Source organism: Nocardia sp. FBN12 (assembly GCF_054031145.1).
Genome location: NZ_CM132926.1, coordinates 2,996,039 through 3,013,351 on the forward strand (window position 1 = coordinate 2,996,039; position 17,313 = coordinate 3,013,351).

The 17,313-nt window shown below is 67.6% G+C and carries 17 protein-coding genes; 11 read left to right on the plus strand and 6 right to left on the minus strand.

Translation table 11 applies throughout. The annotated features are described in order from the left end of the window. Positions 1-151 precede the first annotated feature (151 nt). The 7 genes from ACWZHB_RS14520 (at position 152) to ACWZHB_RS14550 (ending at position 7,409) form a co-directional block, all read left to right on the plus strand. Positions 152-1,453, plus strand: a complete 1,302-nt coding sequence (locus ACWZHB_RS14520; protein WP_427908469.1) for a transcriptional regulator — start codon at positions 152-154, stop codon at positions 1,451-1,453. An 87-nt stretch (positions 1,454-1,540) separates the two neighbouring features. Next, positions 1,541-3,058, plus strand: a complete 1,518-nt coding sequence (gene exaC, locus ACWZHB_RS14525) for an acetaldehyde dehydrogenase ExaC (RefSeq protein WP_427908470.1) — start codon at positions 1,541-1,543, stop codon at positions 3,056-3,058. Continuing rightward, positions 3,058-3,465 (plus strand): DUF779 domain-containing protein, encoded by a 408-nt coding sequence (locus tag ACWZHB_RS14530; RefSeq protein ID WP_427908471.1) that lies wholly within the window; start codon positions 3,058-3,060, stop codon positions 3,463-3,465. The genes exaC and ACWZHB_RS14530 overlap by 1 nt, the downstream gene beginning before the upstream one ends. A 219-nt stretch (positions 3,466-3,684) precedes the next feature. Then, entirely contained in the window at positions 3,685-6,030 is a 2,346-nt protein-coding gene (locus ACWZHB_RS14535; RefSeq protein ID WP_427908472.1) for a sensor histidine kinase, read from the plus strand. Position 6,031: 1 nt separating this feature from the next. After that, on the plus strand, positions 6,032-6,436 hold the full coding sequence (locus ACWZHB_RS14540) for a roadblock/LC7 domain-containing protein (protein WP_067453425.1): 405 nt from the start codon (positions 6,032-6,034) through the stop codon (positions 6,434-6,436). Between the two features lie 12 nt (positions 6,437-6,448). Next, positions 6,449-6,823 (plus strand): DUF742 domain-containing protein, encoded by a 375-nt coding sequence (locus ACWZHB_RS14545; RefSeq protein WP_266289782.1) that lies wholly within the window; start codon positions 6,449-6,451, stop codon positions 6,821-6,823. Next, a complete protein-coding gene (locus ACWZHB_RS14550; protein ID WP_427908473.1) occupies positions 6,804-7,409 on the plus strand; it encodes a GTP-binding protein in 606 nt (201 codons plus the stop codon). Before ACWZHB_RS14545 ends, ACWZHB_RS14550 begins: the two co-directional genes overlap by 20 nt. A gap of 4 nt (positions 7,410-7,413) precedes the next feature. Here the strand turns inward: ACWZHB_RS14550 and ACWZHB_RS14555 are convergent, their stop codons facing one another. Beyond that, the gene (locus ACWZHB_RS14555; protein WP_427908474.1) at positions 7,414-8,274 is read right to left on the minus strand and encodes an SDR family NAD(P)-dependent oxidoreductase; all 861 of its coding nucleotides are present in this window, start codon (positions 8,272-8,274) and stop codon (positions 7,414-7,416) included. 118 nt (positions 8,275-8,392) lie between these two features. Between ACWZHB_RS14555 and ACWZHB_RS14560 the strand changes: the two genes are divergently transcribed. After that, positions 8,393-9,010, plus strand: a complete 618-nt coding sequence (locus ACWZHB_RS14560) for a TetR/AcrR family transcriptional regulator (protein WP_427908475.1) — start codon at positions 8,393-8,395, stop codon at positions 9,008-9,010. A gap of 19 nt (positions 9,011-9,029) precedes the next feature. Here ACWZHB_RS14560 and ACWZHB_RS14565 read toward each other — a convergent pair whose 3' ends face one another. Beyond that, complete coding sequence (locus ACWZHB_RS14565) at positions 9,030-9,374, minus strand: hypothetical protein (protein ID WP_427908476.1); 345 nt, start codon at positions 9,372-9,374, stop codon at positions 9,030-9,032. A gap of 164 nt (positions 9,375-9,538) precedes the next feature. Here ACWZHB_RS14565 and ACWZHB_RS14570 point away from each other — a divergent pair, with 164 nt between their 5' ends. After that, complete coding sequence (locus ACWZHB_RS14570; RefSeq protein ID WP_427908477.1) at positions 9,539-11,734, plus strand: molybdopterin oxidoreductase family protein; 2,196 nt, start codon at positions 9,539-9,541, stop codon at positions 11,732-11,734. A gap of 34 nt (positions 11,735-11,768) precedes the next feature. Here the strand turns inward: ACWZHB_RS14570 and ACWZHB_RS14575 are convergent, their stop codons facing one another. Next, positions 11,769-12,815: a fused (3R)-hydroxyacyl-ACP dehydratase subunits HadA/HadB gene (locus ACWZHB_RS14575; protein WP_427908478.1), complete on the minus strand. Its 1,047-nt coding sequence runs from the start codon at positions 12,813-12,815 to the stop codon at positions 11,769-11,771. Positions 12,816-12,922: 107 nt separating this feature from the next. Continuing rightward, a complete protein-coding gene (locus tag ACWZHB_RS14580) occupies positions 12,923-13,441 on the minus strand; it encodes a hypothetical protein (RefSeq protein ID WP_427908479.1) in 519 nt (172 codons plus the stop codon). 166 nt (positions 13,442-13,607) lie between these two features. Here ACWZHB_RS14580 and ACWZHB_RS14585 point away from each other — a divergent pair, with 166 nt between their 5' ends. Continuing rightward, positions 13,608-14,015 carry a Fur family transcriptional regulator gene (locus ACWZHB_RS14585; protein WP_427909166.1) on the plus strand — a complete coding sequence of 136 codons (408 nt, stop codon included), beginning with the start codon at positions 13,608-13,610 and terminating at the stop codon, positions 14,013-14,015. An 11-nt stretch (positions 14,016-14,026) separates the two neighbouring features. Next, positions 14,027-16,252, plus strand: a complete 2,226-nt coding sequence (katG, locus tag ACWZHB_RS14590; protein ID WP_427908480.1) for a catalase/peroxidase HPI — start codon at positions 14,027-14,029, stop codon at positions 16,250-16,252. A gap of 57 nt (positions 16,253-16,309) precedes the next feature. On the opposite strand, the gene ACWZHB_RS14595 is transcribed toward katG, so the two are convergent. After that, the gene (locus tag ACWZHB_RS14595) at positions 16,310-16,765 is read right to left on the minus strand and encodes an SRPBCC family protein (RefSeq protein ID WP_427908481.1); all 456 of its coding nucleotides are present in this window, start codon (positions 16,763-16,765) and stop codon (positions 16,310-16,312) included. A 110-nt stretch (positions 16,766-16,875) separates the two neighbouring features. Continuing rightward, positions 16,876-17,286, minus strand: a complete 411-nt coding sequence (locus ACWZHB_RS14600) for a nitroreductase family deazaflavin-dependent oxidoreductase (protein ID WP_427908482.1) — start codon at positions 17,284-17,286, stop codon at positions 16,876-16,878. Positions 17,287-17,313: the final 27 nt, after the last annotated feature.

The window sequence follows — 17,313 nt, forward strand, 5'->3', positions numbered from 1 at the left end:
GGGCGTCAAGGCGACGCGACAGTCGCGAGACCGGTGACCTGGCAGTCCTCGCCGTAAACGTTCCCATGGCGGTGGCGAAACTGATAAACAGTAAGCGCCACACCCGTTCTCGTCGCCGGAACGGTGCGTCACCGACAAGCAGGGAGTGAACGTGGACGAGGAACCAAGGAGGGCTCGTCCGCGCGAAGGACTCGGACGTGCTCGACCAGGCGCCCAGGACGACCTGATCGCCGGACCGCACCGGCCCGAACACCTCTCGGACTACCGGGTCGAGCTCGAGAAGCAGTGGAACCGCCTCGCCGCACCGTCGCGCCCTCTGACCCTGCCCCGCGATACCGGGGCCGTGCGCGACGACGTCGCCCAATCCTGGCAGCGCTCTCTGCACACCGTCGACCCCGCCACCGAAGTCGCTCCCGGCTTCAACGACATCAGCGACCGCTGGACGGAATCCCCGCTGCGCAGACCTGTCACCGAACTCGCGGGCCAGCTGCGCGGAATGGCCGAGGAATCGGGCTATCTCGCTGTCGTCAGTGACGAATCGGGCACCATCCTGTGGACCGCGGGCGATCGCACGCTGCGCCGCCAGGGGGAAGCGGTGAACTTCGCTCCCGGCGGTGTCTGGGACGAAAGCCACATGGGCACCAACGGTTTATCGCTGGCCCTGCACGACGACAGGGCCGTCACCGTGTTCTCCGCCGAGCATCTCGTCGCCGCGCTGCACGGCTGGGTCTGCTACTCCGCGCCCATCCACGGACCCGACGGCCGGACGGTCGGCGTGCTCGACCTTTCCTCCACCTGGGAACGCTCGCATCCGATGGTGATGACCTCGGTGCGCGCGCTGGTCACCGCCGTGGAGACGATGCTGCGCGCCGAGGCACCGACCCCGGCACCGGGTGTTCGGCTCGAATGCCTCGGCGCGGCAAGGCTTTTGCGCGACGGCCGCCCGGTGCCACTGCCGCCACGGCAACTCGAGATCCTGGCACTGCTCGCGCTCGAACCCGACGGCTACACCCCCGAACAGCTGCACGCCGCGGTCTACGGCGAGCGGTCGGTCTCGCTGAACACACTCAAAGCCGATGTGTCCCACCTGCGCCGAGCCACCCGCGGCGAGATCGCGAACCGGCGCTACATGCTCACCGGTGCGGTGTCCTGCGATGCGGTGGATTTGCTGGCCGCCATCGAGGGCGGCGACCTCACCTCGGCGCTGTGGCTGTATCGCGGGCCGCTGCTGCCCGGTTCGGATCTGCCCGGCGTCGAACAATGGCGCGCTCACCTCGACGTCGGTATCCGCAACGCGGTGCTCGGCAGCGATCGGCCCGAACACGCGGTGGCGTTCGGGCAGCGGTGCCCCGGCGATGTCGCCGTGCACGAGCACGCCCTGCGGCTACTGCCGCGCGACGATGTTCGCCGCGCTGTCGTTACCGCCCGGCTTTTCACCGCGCGCCAGGGCTGACCTGCACAAACGCCGTCACCAACCTCGTACCAACCTTCGCCGACAATAGTGTGCAGCACGACGCACAGGTCGCGAGGAGCGAGGCGAATGATCTACGGCAAACCCGGATCGGATACCGGCATAGTCAGCTATGCCGCCCGATACGACAACTTCATCGGAGGTGACTGGGCGCCCCCTGTCGAAGGCCGTTATTTCGACAACACCTCACCGGTCGACGGTGAGACCTTCTGCGCCGTGGCCCGCTCCACCGCCGCCGATATCGACATGGCCCTGGAGGCCGCGCACCGCGCCACCGAACGCTGGGCCGCGACCTCGGTCGCCGAGCGCTCCGACATCCTGCTCAAGATCGCCGACCGGATCGAGAACAGCCTCGAACCACTGGCCGTGGCCGAGACCTGGGACAACGGCAAACCGGTCCGCGAAACCCTGGCGGCGGACCTGCCACTGGCCATCGACCACTTCCGCTACTTCGCGGGAGTGCTGCGCGCCCAAGAAGGTTCGCTCTCGCAGATCGACGCCGACACCGTCGCCTACCACTTCCACGAACCGCTCGGGGTGGTCGGGCAGATCATTCCGTGGAACTTCCCGATCCTGATGGCCGCGTGGAAACTCGCGCCCGCGCTGGCGGCGGGCAACTGTGTGGTCATCAAACCGGCCGAGCAGACGCCGGCCTCGCTGCTGCTCGTCGTCGAACTCATCGCGGACCTGCTGCCCGACGGAGTTCTCAACGTGGTCAACGGATTCGGCGTCGAGGCGGGCAAGCCGCTGGCGCAGAGCCCGCGCGTGGCCAAGATCGCCTTCACCGGCGAGACCACCACGGGGCGGCTGATCATGCAGTACGCCAGCGACAACATCATCCCGGTCACCCTCGAACTCGGCGGCAAGAGCCCCAACATCTTCATGCCCGATGTGTTGGCCGCCGACGACGACTACCTCGACAAGTGCGTCGAGGGGTTCGTCATGTTCGCCCTGAACCAGGGCGAGGTGTGTACGTGCCCGTCGCGGGCGCTGATCCACTCGTCGATCTACGACGAATTCCTCGCCCGCGCCATCGCCCGCACCGAGGCCATCGTGTCCGGTCATCCACTCGACACCGAGACGATGATCGGCGCGCAGGCCGGCAACGACCAGTACGAGAAGATTCTGTCCTATTTCGACATCGGCAGAGCCGAAGGCGCCCGCGTGCTCACTGGAGGGGAAGCACGCAAGGTCGACGGTCTACCGGGTGGGTACTACATCGAACCCACTGTCTTCGCAGGTGAGAATACGATGCGGATCTTCCAGGAGGAGATCTTCGGCCCGGTCGTCGCGGTCACCCGCTTCGATACCGTCGACGAAGCGATCCGCATCGCCAACGACACCCTCTACGGTCTCGGTGCGGGCGTGTGGACCCGCGACATGTTCACCGCCCACCGACTGGGCCGCGGCATCAAGGCGGGCCGGGTCTGGACCAACTGCTACCACGCCTACCCCGCCCACGCCGCGTTCGGCGGCTACAAGAAGTCCGGATTCGGCCGGGAGAACCACGCGATGATGCTCGGGCACTACCAGCAGACCAAGAACCTGCTGGTCAGTTATTCGACGACGAAACTCGGGATGTTCTGATGCAGAATCGAATCCACCGTGTCGAGATCACCGAGCGCGCCCAGAACCTGCTACGCCGCGTCATCGAAGACAACGGACCGGTGCTGTTCCGCCAGACGGGCGACTGCTGTGACGACGACAGCGCGCCGGTGTGCCTGTCGACCAAGCAGTTCCCGATCGAGAAAGCCGACGTCCTGCTCGGGCGCCTGAGCTGGCACACCGAATTCTGGATCAGCGCCGAGCAATTCGAATGCTGGAAGGATACCCACTTCACCGTCGATGTGGCGCGCGGCGAGGCCGCCGAGGACTCCCTCGAAGCCGGTCACGGCCAGCGCTTCGTCTTGCGCGCCAGACAGCTGACCGAGGCGGAGAACGCGGCACTGGCGGCCGCACCGCCACCACGAACGGGCGCCGACCGCACGCTGTAGCGGCGCCGCCGAAAACCTGACCTGGCAGCATCTTTCCCGGCGCTGCCAGGTCGCGGCGAGCCCCCGCCGACTGGGCCATCGAGGCTCAGCCGGCGGGGTGAGCTCGCCGTTTTTTCGTGTCCGCCCCATATAGCAAATGTGTTCCCGCGCAAACCAAATCGCGTCTCGCTCAGCGAGACAGACACGACAACAGTGCAACGATTCCGTTACGTTATGGCGATGTTCTTAGCGAGACTCGGTGTGCGCACCCGGATTCTGGCGATTGCTCTCATCCCGAGTTTGACTCTGGTGGTGGTCGGCGTCGGTACGGCGGGCTACCTGGTCGAGCAGAGCAACAAGGCCAAGTCGTGGGCCGTGCAGTTGCAGGATGCCGCCGTACCGGCCCGTGAGCTGATCGAGGCGGTCCAATCCGAGCGCCACCTCACCCTGGCCCACATCGCAGGCGACGAGACCGCCTCGCTCGCGCTCGCCGCCGCGCGCACGCGCATGGACGGCGCCTTTCGCGGGCTGATCGCCGCGGGTGAGAACCTGCGCGCGATCGATGACTCCAATATCGGCGACGACAAGGCCGGCTTCGCCACGCTCGGCACGCATCTGGACGGCGTCCGCAAGGGCTCCGATGCCCGGATGCTGCCGATCGCGGACGCCTACCTGTTCTACAACTCGCTGCTCAACGTGATCATCCAGGGCACCAAGGTCGCCGAGCGCGCGGCGCCCGACGCGATCGTCGCTTCCGGTGTGTCCGAGGGACTGCGCTTGCTCGGTGCCGCCGAGGCGATGTCACGCAGCAACGCGGTCGCCGCCGCGATGGTGGCCTCCGACGGCGCCTCGACCATCCCGCTCGACGAGTTCACCAACCAGACCGGCCTCTACCACGGCGAAATCGCCAACCTGGCCGCCGGCCTCGACGAACCCGAGCGCAGTGCCGTCGTCGCTTTGACGGCCACCGGGCACTGGCAACAGCTCAGCGCCATGGAATCGGCTCTCGTGCAGCGTTTCGCGGTGTCGGCGGCCGCCCAGGCGAGCACCTCGACCAGCAAGACCCCCACCCCCGCCGCACTGCCGATGGCGATTCCCGAATGGCAGAACGCCGCGGCCGAGGTCAACCGGAGCCTGCTCGACTCCTACACCACCTACAACGACCACGTGCAGAAGCTCGCCGAGGACTCCGCGCGCAAGGCCGAGACGAACGCCGCGCTGGCCGGTGGCGGCGTGCTCGCGCTGAGTGTGCTCGTCTTCCTCGTCGCGGTGGTCCTGGCCAATCGGATCATCCGCCGGCTGCGCCGCCTGCGTACCGCGACACTGCAACTCGCCGACGAGCAGCTGCCCGCCACCATGCGCACCCTGCGCGACGGTGGCGAGGTCGACCCTGCCGAGACCACGCCGACCCTCGACTTCGGGCGCGACGAGATCGGTCAGGTCGCCAAGGCCTTCGAGCACGCCGCGGCCGCGGCGATCGGTGCCGCGGTCGACGAGGCCCGCACGCGCGAAGGTGTGCGCGCGGTGTTCCTCAACATCGCCCACCGCAGCCAGATCGTGGTGCACCGCCAGCTCGAGATCCTCGACGAAGCCGAACGGCGCCAAGAGGATCCGGCGCTGCTCGAGACCCTGTTCCGGCTCGACCACCTGGCCACCCGCGAACGCCGCAACGCCGAGAACCTGATCATTCTCGGCGGCGGTCGCCCGGGGCGGCAGTGGCGGCAGCCGGTGCCGGTGATGGACGTGGTGCGCAGCGCCATCGGTGAAACACTCGACTACGCCCGCGTGCGGGTCACCAAACTGCCCGAGGTCAGTGTCGTCGGCACCGTCGTGGCCGACCTCGTGCACCTGCTCGCCGAACTGGTCGACAACGCCACCGCGTTCTCCCCACCGCAGTCACGGGTCGAGGCGGGCGGCAATGTCGTCGGCAAGGGTGTGGTCGTCGAGATCACCGACCAGGGCATGGGCATGAGCGCCGACGACCTGGACCGCTACAACACCATGCTGGCCGATCCGCCGGACTTCGGTGTCGGCACGCTGTCCTCGGACTCGCGCCTCGGCCTGTTCGTGGTGGCCCGGCTGGCCCTCGCGCACGGTGTGTCGGTGCGGCTGAGCGAATCCGATTACGGCGGTATCCGGGCGATCGTGCTGATCCCGCAGCAGTTGCTGGCGGGCGAGGCCGACCTGGCGGGCACGCCACCCACGATGACGGGCCCGCTGCGCCGTGGCCTGCCCGCGCCGCAGGAATCCGGACCGATCGCCGCCCTCGAATCGGCACCGGCACCGGTCGCGACACTGGTCGCCGATCCGCCGACACCGCGTCCGATGGCACCGGCACCGGAAATGCCCGCCGTGGCACCCCCGCGCTACGACACCGCTTCCGACGAACGCCCCGCGCTGCCGCGGCGCAGCAGGCAGACGAATCTGGCGCCCGAGCTCGCCGAGCCCGCCGCCGAGACGCCGAGCGCACCGGAGCGTCCCCGCTCCCCCGAACAGGCGCGCGACATCATGTCCGCGATCGAGAACGGCACCCGCCAGGGTCGCAAACAACAGACCCCTTCGAATCAGGACGAACAGGAAGGCTGAGGTGAACTCTTCCCCCGGTGATCTCAACTGGCTACTCGACGATCTCGTCGACCGGCTGGCAGGGGTCCGCTACGCGGTCGTGCTGTCCACCGACGGACTGCTGCTCGGACGCTCCTCGCAGATGAAGCGTGAAGACGCCGAACACTTCGCCGCCATGTCCTCGACCCTCTACGGTCTCGCGCGCAGCGCGGGCAGCCGGTTCGACGGCGGCGGCGTGCGCCAGGCGGTGATCGAACTCGATCGAGCGGTGCTCTTCGTCACCTCGGCAGGCGACAATGCCTGCCTGGCACTGCAAGCCAACGAGTCGGCCAATCTCGGCATGGTCGCCTACGAAATGAATCTCACCGTGCAGCGGGTCGGCAGCTATCTGTCGACGGAGCCGCGGCACGGGCATGCGCAGCTATAGAAAGTTTCGACAATGACTCGACTCGGCGATCCGTGGTTCGACGACGCGGCCGGACCTCTCGTCCGGCCGTACGCGGTGACCCGCGGACGCACCATGGGCGCGGCGCACGATCTGGACATGCTCACGGTGGTGGTGGCGGTTCATCCCGCCCCCACCCTGCGTAAGCCGGAACCCGAGTACACGACGATCGCACAACTGTGCAAGCGTCCGCAGTCGGTGGCCGAGGTCTCGGCCGTGCTCAAACTGCCTCTGGCGGTGACCAAAATCCTCGTCGGTGATCTCATCGCCGAGGGCCACCTCATCTTCCGGGCTCCGGTAGCGGCCGAGGCCGGTGCCGGTGACCTCAACATATTGCGAGCGGTTCTGGATGGCATCCGAAAACTATGACCCGACAGCCGCAGGCGGCCAGCACCTCGCCGCCTCGGTCAAGATTCTCATCGCCGGCGGCTTCGGCGTCGGCAAGACCACCATGGTCGGCGCGATCAGTGAGATCGCGCCGCTGCGGACCGAAGAGCTGATCACCGAGGTCAGTACCGGTGTCGACGATCTGTCGGGGGTCGAGCAGAAGCACACGACCACCGTCGCGCTGGATTTCGGCCGCATCACCATCGACCGGGATCTGGTGCTGTACCTGTTCGGCACCCCTGGCCAGGACCGCTTCTGGTTCCTGTGGGACGAGCTGTGCCGTGGCGCGCTCGGCGCGATCGTGCTGGCCGACACCCGGCGGTTGAGCAATTCCTTTGCGGCAGTGGACTTCTTCGAGCGGCGCGGCTTGCCGTTCCTGATCGCGGTGAACTGCTTCGACGGTGCGCCGCGCTACACCGTCGACGAGGTGCGTGACGCGCTGGATCTGGATCCGAACACGCCGGTGATCCTGTGCGACGCACGCGACCGGCCCTCGGCCAAGGCGGTACTCACCCACCTGGTCGAGTACCTGATCGATCGCGCCGCACGGACCCCCGTCACGACCTGAGCGACTACACCGAGCCCGGAGCGGGGATTGCCCGTTCCGCGGCTCGGCTGGTCTTCTCCCAGGCCGACCAGGTCGCTGTCTTGGCGCGGGTGAGGTGGAAGGCCAAGTCGTACACCATGTTTCCGAGCAGCAGCCGCAGCGGCGGCTCGTCGGAGTTGACGAGCGTGAGCAGTGCCTCGGCCGCGAGGGCGGGTTCGCTGTCGACCGATCCCTCGGCCCACTGCGCCTCTAGCTGGGCGCGCAGCGGGGCGTAGGCCTCGATCGGCGTGGTGTTCGCCATGGCCGAGTACAGGTCGGTCCAGTAACCGCCCGGCTGCAGAATGCTCACCGAGACACCGAATTCCCCGGCTTCCAGTGCCAGTGCCTCACTCATTCCCTCCAGCGCGAACTTGCTCGCCGCGTACATCCCCGACAGCGGGAACCCGGCGAGTCCGCCGATGCTCGACACCTGCACGATGTGCCCGGACCGTTGGACGCGCAGGTGCGGGAGTACCGCCTGGCTCACCCACAGCGCGCCGAAGAAGTTGACCTCCATCTGGGCACGGGCCTCGGCCTCGGTGAATTCCTCGATCATGCCCATCGAGAGGGTGCCCGCGTTGTTGATCACGATGTCGAGGCGGCCGAAGTGGGCGACGGCGGCATCGACTGCCTCCTGCACCGCGCCACGATCGGTGACGTCGAGGGTCAGTGGCAGCACCTTGCCCGGGTGGGCCGCGGCGAGTTCGTCGAGCGCGGATCGGGTGCGGGCCGCGACGGCGACCCGATCCCCTACCGCCAGTGCGGCTTCGGCGAAGGCACGGCCGAGACCGCGGCTCGCTCCGGTGATGAACCAGACACGGGATGCGGTGGTACCGGCGGTGGTCATGGAGTTCCTCCTTCGCTAGACAAGACGTTGCGTCTCGCCTGATGAATCGAGGATGCCACCGGCTCACGGCGGTGTCAAGACGCAACGTCTCGTCTCTTTTGATTGCTATCATGTCGGCATGAGCCAGCAGGTGAATCCCGCGCCGAGACCGTCGGCGGACGCGACCCGCCGCAACGAAGGATCCCGGCGCGCGATCCTGTCCGCCGCTTTCGAGCTGGCGGGCGAGGTCGGCTTCGACAAGCTGACCATCGAGGCGATCGCCGCCAGAGCAGGCGTCGGCAAGCAGACGGTCTACCGATGGTGGCCCTCCAAGGGCGCGGTCCTGCTCGATGCCTTTCTGATGCTCAGTGAGTCCGGTGCCGGCGAGGCACCCGGCCTACCTGATACCGGCGATCTGGAAGCCGACCTGAAACTCGTTCTCCGCGCCACCGTCGCCGAACTCGCCGACCCCCGCTTCGATCTCCCCTTACGCGGCCTGACCAGCGCGATCTTGAACGACACCACCCTGGCCGCCACCTACGCCGAACGCCTCCAGGCGCCGATGGACGCGCTCAAACGCCGCAGACTGCAAGCCGCGCAGGCCGCGGGCCAGCTCGCCGACGACATCGACCTCGACGTGGCCATCGCGATGATCTGGGGCCCGCTGCTGGACCGATGGCTACTGCGCACGGGCACGCTGACCACCGAATTCGCCGATCGCGTGGTCGAGACCGCCCTCAGGGGTCTACGCGGCTGAGCCCACCCGAACCGTCCGCTCAGCCCCAGGTCGCCTGATCCGGGACCGGCGAATCGAAGATCACGTAGAAGAAGTGACCAGGGGTCAGTTCGTTCATGTCGTGCCAGCGACCCCACGGGTCTCGCTGGTAATAGTTCTCCATCCCGGTGCCGTCGTCGTAGCAGACGATGTTCGACGTGCCGAACGGGCTCCAGTACACATCGGTGCCGGGGCGTTGCGGCTCGAGCGCGGTGCGGAACAGGTGGCTGCACGGGGTGATGATCGGGTCGTAGTAGGTGGGCTGAGCGACGGCGGTGGCCTGCCCCGCGATCCCGGCGACCGTCACCGCGGCGGCCGCAAGGCCGAGACGAACTGTGGAACGCATCGAAATCTGCTCCTCATCTGAGCGGAAAATGAAGGCCCTTCGTATCGCGAACGATATTACGCCCGGACACCAGACGCCGCCGAAATCCGACCGTAGACGGATCTGCCGAGGCCCCGGTCGCGTTACCGTGGCATGAGCGGTTTCAGCGGAGAGTAGGAAAAGCTGTGGACAGCACGACAATTGCCCGGCAGTGCACCCTGTGCGAGGCACACTGCGGAATTCTGGTCACGGTCGAGGATTCGCGGGTCACCCGCATCGAAGGAAATGCGGATGACGTGCTGTCGAAGGGCTACATCTGCCCCAAGGCGACAGCCATGGGCGGTCTGCACCACGATCCGGACCGGCTGCGGACACCGATGCGCCGCGTCGGCGACACCTTCCAGCCGGTCGGCTGGGACGAGGCGTTCCGCGAGATCGGGCAGCGTCTGCGCGCGGTGCGAGCCGCGCACGGTCCCAGCGCCATCGGGATGTACATCGGCAACCCGGCCGCGCACAGCTCCTCGGTGATGTACGGCGGCCTGTTACGGGCCGTCCTGCTGACCCGCAATTTCTTCTCCGCGTCCTCGATCGATCAGTTCCCGCAGGAATTCGTCGCGTGGCGGATGTTCGGTTCGAATGTGCTGATGCCGATCACCGACATCGACCGCACCGACCGGCTGGTGGTGCTCGGCGCCAACCCCGCGGTGTCCAACGGATCGATCACCACCATGCCCGGCGCGAAAACGCGCATCAAAGACGTCCGTGCCCGGGGCGGCACCGTCGTCGTGATCGACCCGCGCCGCACCGAAACGGCCCGGCTGGCAGACGAACACGTGGCGGTACGTCCCGGCGGCGATGTCTACCTGCTGCTCGGAATGCTGCATGTGCTTGTCACCGAAGAACTGTGCGACGAACAGGCGGTGCGCGCACTGTGCACCGGTTGGGACGAGCTCGCCGTACTGGTCGCCGACACCACCGCCGAACGCATGGCGTCACTGGCAGGGGTCGACGCCGAGACCATCCGGCGGCTGGCGCGTGACCACGCGGCGGCGCCGTCGGCGGTGATCTACGCGCGAATCGGGGTGTGCCAGCAGGTGACAGGCACACTAACCCACTGGCTGGTCAACACGATCAACGCGGTCACCGGAAACCTCGATCGCGCGGGCGGCCAGATGTTCGCGACCCCCGTCGTCGACGCCGCCCGGTACGCGAAATACCTGCCGATGGGACACGGCGCGTGGACCGACCGCTCCGGCGCGCACAAGTCGTTCCGCAGCGAACTGCCGGTCGCGGTCCTCGCCGAGGAGATCCGCACCGAAGGACCGGGCCAGATCAAAGCGATGATCACCTACGCGGGCAATCCGGTGCTCTCGACCCCGCAGGCCGACAAGCTCGATGCCGCGCTGGAATCCCTGGATTTCTACGTGGCCGTCGACATGTACGTCACCGAGACGACGCGGCACGCCGACTTCATCCTGCCGCCGGTCTCGGCACTGGAACGCGAGGAACTGAGCCTGCTGTTCCCGATCTTCAGCGTGCGCAACAACGCCCGCTACGACGCCAAGGTATTCGATCCACCGGCCGACGGGCTGGAGGACTGGCAGATCCTGGCAAAGCTGGTGACCGAGATGGTCCCGCTGCCGGTACGACGGGTCACCGGACGCGCGCTCAACGCCGCGTTCGAACAGTTCAGCCCCCTGCGGCTCACCGCGGCCGCCGTCGCGACAGGCCCCTACGGAGTCCTGCGTCGCGGACGAAACGGGTTGACGCTGAAAAAGATTCGGGACGCGGCGGGCGGTGTCGACCTCGGCCCGTTGCGGCCACGGCTGCCCGAACTGATCGGCACCAGCGACCGCAGGACACACTTGGCTCCCCCGGATTTCCTGGCGGCGGTACGCACGGTTCTCGACGACGCGACCGCGGCGGCCGAGCCCGGCTACGACCTGCAGCTGATCGGCCGGCGTCACCTGCGCAGCAACAACTCCTGGCTGCACAACATCCCGTCGATGGTGAAGGGCCGCGACCGCTGCACCGTGCTCATCCACCCCGACGACGCCGCCGCCCGCGGTCTCACCGACGGTGATCCGGCGACGGTCGAATCCCCCGTCGGTTCGATCGTGGTTCCGGTGGAGATCAGCGGCGATATCCGTGCCGGGGTGGTGGCGATCCCGCACGGCTGGGGGCATCGCGAACCCGGAGTCGGCTGGTCCGTCGCGGCGGCGCTACCGGGCGCCAATGTCAACCTGCTGCACGACCCGGCCCGCACCGACCCGCTCTCCGGCACCTCGGCGGTCAACAACACGTGGGTGCGGGTGAGCCCGGTCGAGGCCGAAACCCCGCACGCCACAACGCCATCCGAGGTCGCCGCCGCGCCGCGGTGAACCCGATCACTGGTTCGGGTCCACCGCGCCGGGTTCAGCGGAAGCGCAGGTTCGCGGTGGCGAGGCCGAAGATCTTGCGGCCGCCGGACTTGGCGGTGATCGCGATCACCGCCGAACGGGTCTCGGGATCGAGGGACTTCACGCGGCCGGTGAACTCGACCTCGCCGCCCTCCCGGCTGACGATCGTGGGGCTCGACAGGCGCACGCCGTAGCGGGTGACGGCGCCGGGGTCGCCGGACCAGGTGGACACGAAGCCCGCGCCAAGGCCCATCGTGAGCATGCCGTGGGCGATGATGTCGGGCAGACCGGCCAGCTCGGCGATCTTCTCGTCCCAGTGGATGGGGTTGTTGTCGCCGGACACACCGGCGTAGTTGACGAGGTCGCCGCGCGAGACGCGGGCATCGCGCAGCGGCAGTTCGGCGCCGACGGTCAGCTCGTCGAACGACAGCGCGGTGTTCGGGACACGCGCGGCGCCCTCGACAGACAGCGGCACCTCGCCCTCGGGACGCAGGGTCGTCTCCACGGCCGCGCTCTTCTCGGCGCTGAAGATGCTGACCCCGTGGAGCATGATGTTCTCCACCGCGGCGGTGATCTCGGGCGAGACGCCGTCGTCGCCGGTGATGCCGACGACCGTGGTGTGCATGATGTGCACGGTCTCGCCGAGCTCGTCGACGAACGTGTTGGTGACGGTGATCAGGTCCTTGCCCGCGATCGTGCGCACCGAGGACAGCTCGACGTCGACCACGAGACGGTCACCGGCCACGATCGGCTTGTGCTGTTCGAAGACCTGCTCGGTCTGCACGAACATGTCGTAGCCGACGACGACCGATTCGAACAGCAGCTTGTTGGCAGCCATAGCCGGAATCGAGACGAACGTCAGAGGCGCGACCAGGCCCGAGTAGCCGAGCGCGGCGGCGGCCTCGTCCTCCCAGTGCGCGGGATGGAAGTCCTGCACGGCGCGCGCGTACTCGCGGATCTTCTCGCGGCCGACCTCGTAGACGCCCTCGACCCGGTAGTAGTGCCCTACCTTCGACGCTGTATCGGGGGCATCGACAGCAAGGTCATCGACTACGGAAGTCACTATGAATCACCTTCGTTCGGGGAACGGACACCCGGCAGGCTAGTCGACGCGCAGGCGGACCGGGCATTCCTTGGCACAGTTCACAGTTCTGTGGCCTTTCGCCGCGGTCAGAAGGAGGGTACGTCGCTGGTGCTGGCGTTGCCACCGATCGAGGGCTGCAGCGTGATCTCCCAGTCGGAGTCACCGTCGAACGGGTCGTCGAACTTCTGGAATTCACGCTCGCGGGTGAAGGCCAGCGTCGCCTCGTCCCAGTCCTTTCCGGTCTTCAGATAGACGTAGTAGGTGCCGTCGATCCCGTTGAGCGTGGCGTTGGAGTTGCCCTGCACGTAGATCGTGGCCTGCGGTTTCTTGGGATCGCCATTGGTCACCACCACCGCGAAGTCGTCGCTGTTGCCGTTGACGATATCGAGCTTGCCCGCGCCGACCAGCCCGTCCTGCTGGACCACCGCACCGTTGTCACCACGCCGGTTCAGCAGCGGGGCCGGCGGCGTGGTGGCGCGCACCGTCGTGCTCGTCGTCGCCGCGCTGCTCGTCGGCGCGGATTCGACCGACTGCCCCGACTCGCAGCCCCCGACCAGAAGGGCCGCCGCGATCGCGGACACGGCATACCACTGACGATTCGACATCGTTCCCACCCCGAGTTCATGGACCGAGCTCCCCGAGCCGGTCTTCCCCGCCAGTATCGCGTGATTCGCCCGATATGTCACCACGAAAACTTCGCGAAAACCCTTCCCCAGTTATCTGGAATGAGTCATAATCTGGAATGTGTCCACCCAACCGGCCTACGAACAGATGCTGCGCGCAGCCTCACTGCGCGTCACCGCGCCACGCCTGGCGGTGCTCACCGCAGTGCACCAGCATCCGCACGCCGACACGGACACCATCCTGAGCCGAGTCAGAGCCACCCTCGGGGCCGTCAGCCAGCAGGCCGTCTACGACGTACTGCGGGCCCTCACCAGCGCCGGACTGCTCCGGCGAATCCAGCCGATGGGCACCGTCGCGCGTTATGAGACCCGCGTCGGTGACAACCATCATCACCTGGTGTGCCGATCCTGTGGGGTGATCGTCGATGTCGAATGCGCTGTCGGCGACGCGCCCTGTCTGACTCCCCTGGACGATCGCGGTTTCGTCGTCGACGAGGCCGAGGTCATCTACTGGGGCCGCTGCCCCGACTGCACGTCAGCACCTTCACTCTCCTGAAAGGATTCACCGTGCCCGAGGAACACCCACCTATCGCGGAAGCCAACACGGAACCCGGTGACAGTGGCTGCCCCGTCATGCACCGCCCCCTCGCGTCCACCGACGCGCGTGGCAGCAACCGTGACTGGTGGCCCAATCAGCTCGATCTCACACTGCTGCAGAAGAATCCGGCCGTCGCGAACCCGATGGGCGAGGATTTCGACTACGCGGCCGAATTCGCCACCCTCGACCTGGCCGCGGTGAAGGCCGATATCGAGCAGGTCATGACGACCTCGCAGCCCTGGTGGCCCGCCGACTTCGGCCACTACGGCCCGTTCTTCATCCGGATGGCCTGGCATTCCGCGGGCACCTACCGCGTCGGCGACGGCCGCGGCGGCGCAGGCGCTGGGATGCAGCGGTTCGCGCCGCTCAACAGCTGGCCCGACAACGCCAGCCTCGACAAGGCGCGCCGTCTGCTGTGGCCGGTGAAGAAGAAGTACGGCCGCAAGCTGTCGTGGGCCGACCTCATCGTCTACACCGGCAATGTCGCGCTCGAGTCGATGGGCTTCGAGACCTTCGGCTTCGGTGGCGGCCGCGTCGACCAGTGGGAGCCAGAGGAGGACGTGTACTGGGGCCCGGAGCGCACCTGGCTCGGCGACGAACGCTACACCGGTGAACGCAACCTCGACCGGCCGCTGGCCGCGGTGCAGATGGGCCTGATCTACGTCAATCCCGAAGGCCCCAACGGCAATCCGGACCCGATCGCCGCCGCCACCGACATCCGCGAGACCTTCGCGCGGATGGCGATGAACGACGAGGAGACCGCCGCGCTCATCGCGGGCGGCCACACCTTCGGCAAGACCCACGGCGCGGGCGACGCCGAGCTGGTCGGTGTCGAACCGGAAGCGGCGCCACTGGAGCAGCAAGGGCTGGGCTGGAAGAGCAGCTTCGGCACCGGCGTCGGCGAGCACGCCATCACCAGTGGCCTGGAAGGCATCTGGAACAGCACCCCCATCACCTGGGACAACAACTTCCTCGAAACCCTCTACGGGTACGAATGGGAGCTCAGCAAGAGCCCGGCGGGCGCGCACCAGTGGATCCCGAAGGACGGCGCGGGCGCCGACACCGTGCCCGACGCGTTCATCGAGGGCAAGAAGGTCGCGCCGACCATGCTCACCACCGACCTGTCGCTGCGGTTCGACCCGATCTACGGGCCGATCACCCGCCGCTGGCTGGACAACCCCGCGGAGTTCGCCGACGCGTTCGCCCGCGCCTGGTACAAGCTCACCCACCGCGATATGGGACCGGTCGTCCGCTACCTCGGCCCGCTGGTCCCGTCCGAGGAACTGCTGTGGCAGGACCCGGTTCCCGCCCAGACCGGGCCGGTCATCGGGGAAGGCGAGATCGCCACGCTCAAGGGCCAGATCCAGGCCTCGGGGCTGACCATCGCCCAGCTGGTGTCGACGGCGTGGGCGGCGGCCTCGTCGTTCCGCGGCAGCGACAAGCGCGGCGGCGCCAACGGTGGCCGGATCCGGCTGCAGCCGCAAGCGGGCTGGGCGGTCAACCAGCCCGACGAGCTCGCCCAGGTGGTGCGCGTCTACGAAGGCATCCAGGACACCTTCAACGCCGCGGGCGGTGCGCAGGTGTCGTTCGCCGACCTGGTCGTCCTCGGCGGCGCGGTCGGTGTCGAACAGGCCGCTCAGGCCGCCGGTTTCCCGGTGACGGTGCCGTTCACGCCGGGCCGCACCGACGCGACCCAGGAGCAGACCGACATCGAGTCGTTCGACGCGCTCGAGACCGCGGCCGACGGCTTCCGCAACTACGTGTCCAAGGACGCGCAGATCCCCGCGGAATTCCTGCTCATCGACAAGGCGAACCTGCTCACGCTCAGCGCACCGGAGATGACCGTGCTGATCGGTGGTCTGCGGGTGCTCGGCGCGAACTACCAGTCCGCGCCGCTCGGTGTGTTCACCGAGACCCCGGGTGCGCTGACGAACGACTTCTTCGTCAACCTCCTCGACATGGGTACCGAGTGGACTCCGTCGGCGACCGACGACGGGGTCTACGAGGGCCGCGATCGCGCCTCCGGCGCGGTGACCTGGACCGGTAGCCGGGTCGACCTCGTGTTCGGCTCCAACTCGCAGCTGCGGGCCGTCGCCGAGGTCTACGCCACCGACGACGCGAAGGAGAAGTTCGTGCACGACTTCGTCGCCGCGTGGACCAAGGTGAGCAACCTGGACCGCTTCGACCTGGTCTGATCCTCACCACGAAACACCCTGCGGCGCACCATGAGCCGCAGGGTGTTTCGCTGTCGATCAGGACTCGGCGAGCTCGGCCAGCCGGTCCACCGACGCCTGCAGCTTGTCGGCGGTCGTCGCCCTGGCCCGCACCTGACGCAGCTCGTCGTGCAGTGCGGTCCAGTCGTAGGTATGGGTCACCCGAGTGTGGGTGTCGTCGATCGGCTCCAGCTCCCAGCGCCACAGGTGGCCGGGCGGGGTCTTGTCACGCTCGGACGGATTCCACGCGATGCGACGGCCCTCCTCGAACTCGACGATGTGGTTGTCGCGGTCGGCACCGTTGGTCAGCGTCGTGGTGAACACGTCGCCGACCGCGCGCACCCGCTGGCCCGTGTTCGCCTGCGCGAGATTGTCGTTACCGTCCCAGCGCGGCTGCTGCGCGGGATCGGCGATCAGGTCGAAGATCACGGCGGGGCTCGCCGCGATCTCGCGGGAGGCGTGGACGATGCGTGGCACGTCGATGGTTTCGGTCACCGGCCGATCGAACCAGCAGCTCACCCGCCTCGGCAACCATTCCGCTCGAGGCAGCGAGAAATAGACGCGGACACGCAGTGTTGCGTCGCCGCGCAGGGCCGGAGGTACGCCTAATTCGTGCGGTACACCGCGAACACGGGGATCTCGCGACTGGTGTTGTCGCGATACTCGGCGAAGCCCGGCAGTCGCTCGACCATCCGGTCGTAGAGGGCGGTCCGCTCGGGATCGGCGACGAGTTCCGCCTTGCCCCGGTAGGTTTCGGATCCCACCTCGAGGGTGAGCTCCGGGTCGGCGACCAAGTTGAAATACCAGGCGGGATGCTTGTCGGCGCCGCCGTTGGAGGCGATCAGCACGATCCGATCGCCGTCGGGCAGATACACCAGCGGATTGGTAATCGCGCGCCCGGACTTCGCGCCGGTCGTGGTGATGATCACCATGGCGTCGTTGCCTTCGAACATGCCGCCGACGCGACCTCCGTTGGCACGGAACTCGGCGATCACCTGGTCGTTGAAAGCGTTCATCGTGGTCCTCTCGTTGGTAGCTCCCCC

Coding starts and splice junctions, on each gene's coding strand:
- ACWZHB_RS14560 (WP_427908475.1), top strand. CDS start 8,393: ATGAGCCAGCAGGTGAATCCCGCGCCGAGACCGTCGGCGGACGCGACC.
- ACWZHB_RS14530 (WP_427908471.1), top strand. CDS start 3,058: ATGCAGAATCGAATCCACCGTGTCGAGATCACCGAGCGCGCCCAGAAC.
- ACWZHB_RS14580 (WP_427908479.1), bottom strand. CDS start 13,441: ATGTCGAATCGTCAGTGGTATGCCGTGTCCGCGATCGCGGCGGCCCTT.
- ACWZHB_RS14585 (WP_427909166.1), top strand. CDS start 13,608: ATGCTGCGCGCAGCCTCACTGCGCGTCACCGCGCCACGCCTGGCGGTG.
- ACWZHB_RS14535 (WP_427908472.1), top strand. CDS start 3,685: ATGTTCTTAGCGAGACTCGGTGTGCGCACCCGGATTCTGGCGATTGCT.
- ACWZHB_RS14565 (WP_427908476.1), bottom strand. CDS start 9,374: ATGCGTTCCACAGTTCGTCTCGGCCTTGCGGCCGCCGCGGTGACGGTC.
- ACWZHB_RS14555 (WP_427908474.1), bottom strand. CDS start 8,274: ATGACCACCGCCGGTACCACCGCATCCCGTGTCTGGTTCATCACCGGA.
- ACWZHB_RS14545 (WP_266289782.1), top strand. CDS start 6,449: ATGACTCGACTCGGCGATCCGTGGTTCGACGACGCGGCCGGACCTCTC.
- exaC (WP_427908470.1), top strand. CDS start 1,541: ATGATCTACGGCAAACCCGGATCGGATACCGGCATAGTCAGCTATGCC.
- ACWZHB_RS14600 (WP_427908482.1), bottom strand. CDS start 17,286: ATGAACGCTTTCAACGACCAGGTGATCGCCGAGTTCCGTGCCAACGGA.
- ACWZHB_RS14550 (WP_427908473.1), top strand. CDS start 6,804: ATGGCATCCGAAAACTATGACCCGACAGCCGCAGGCGGCCAGCACCTC.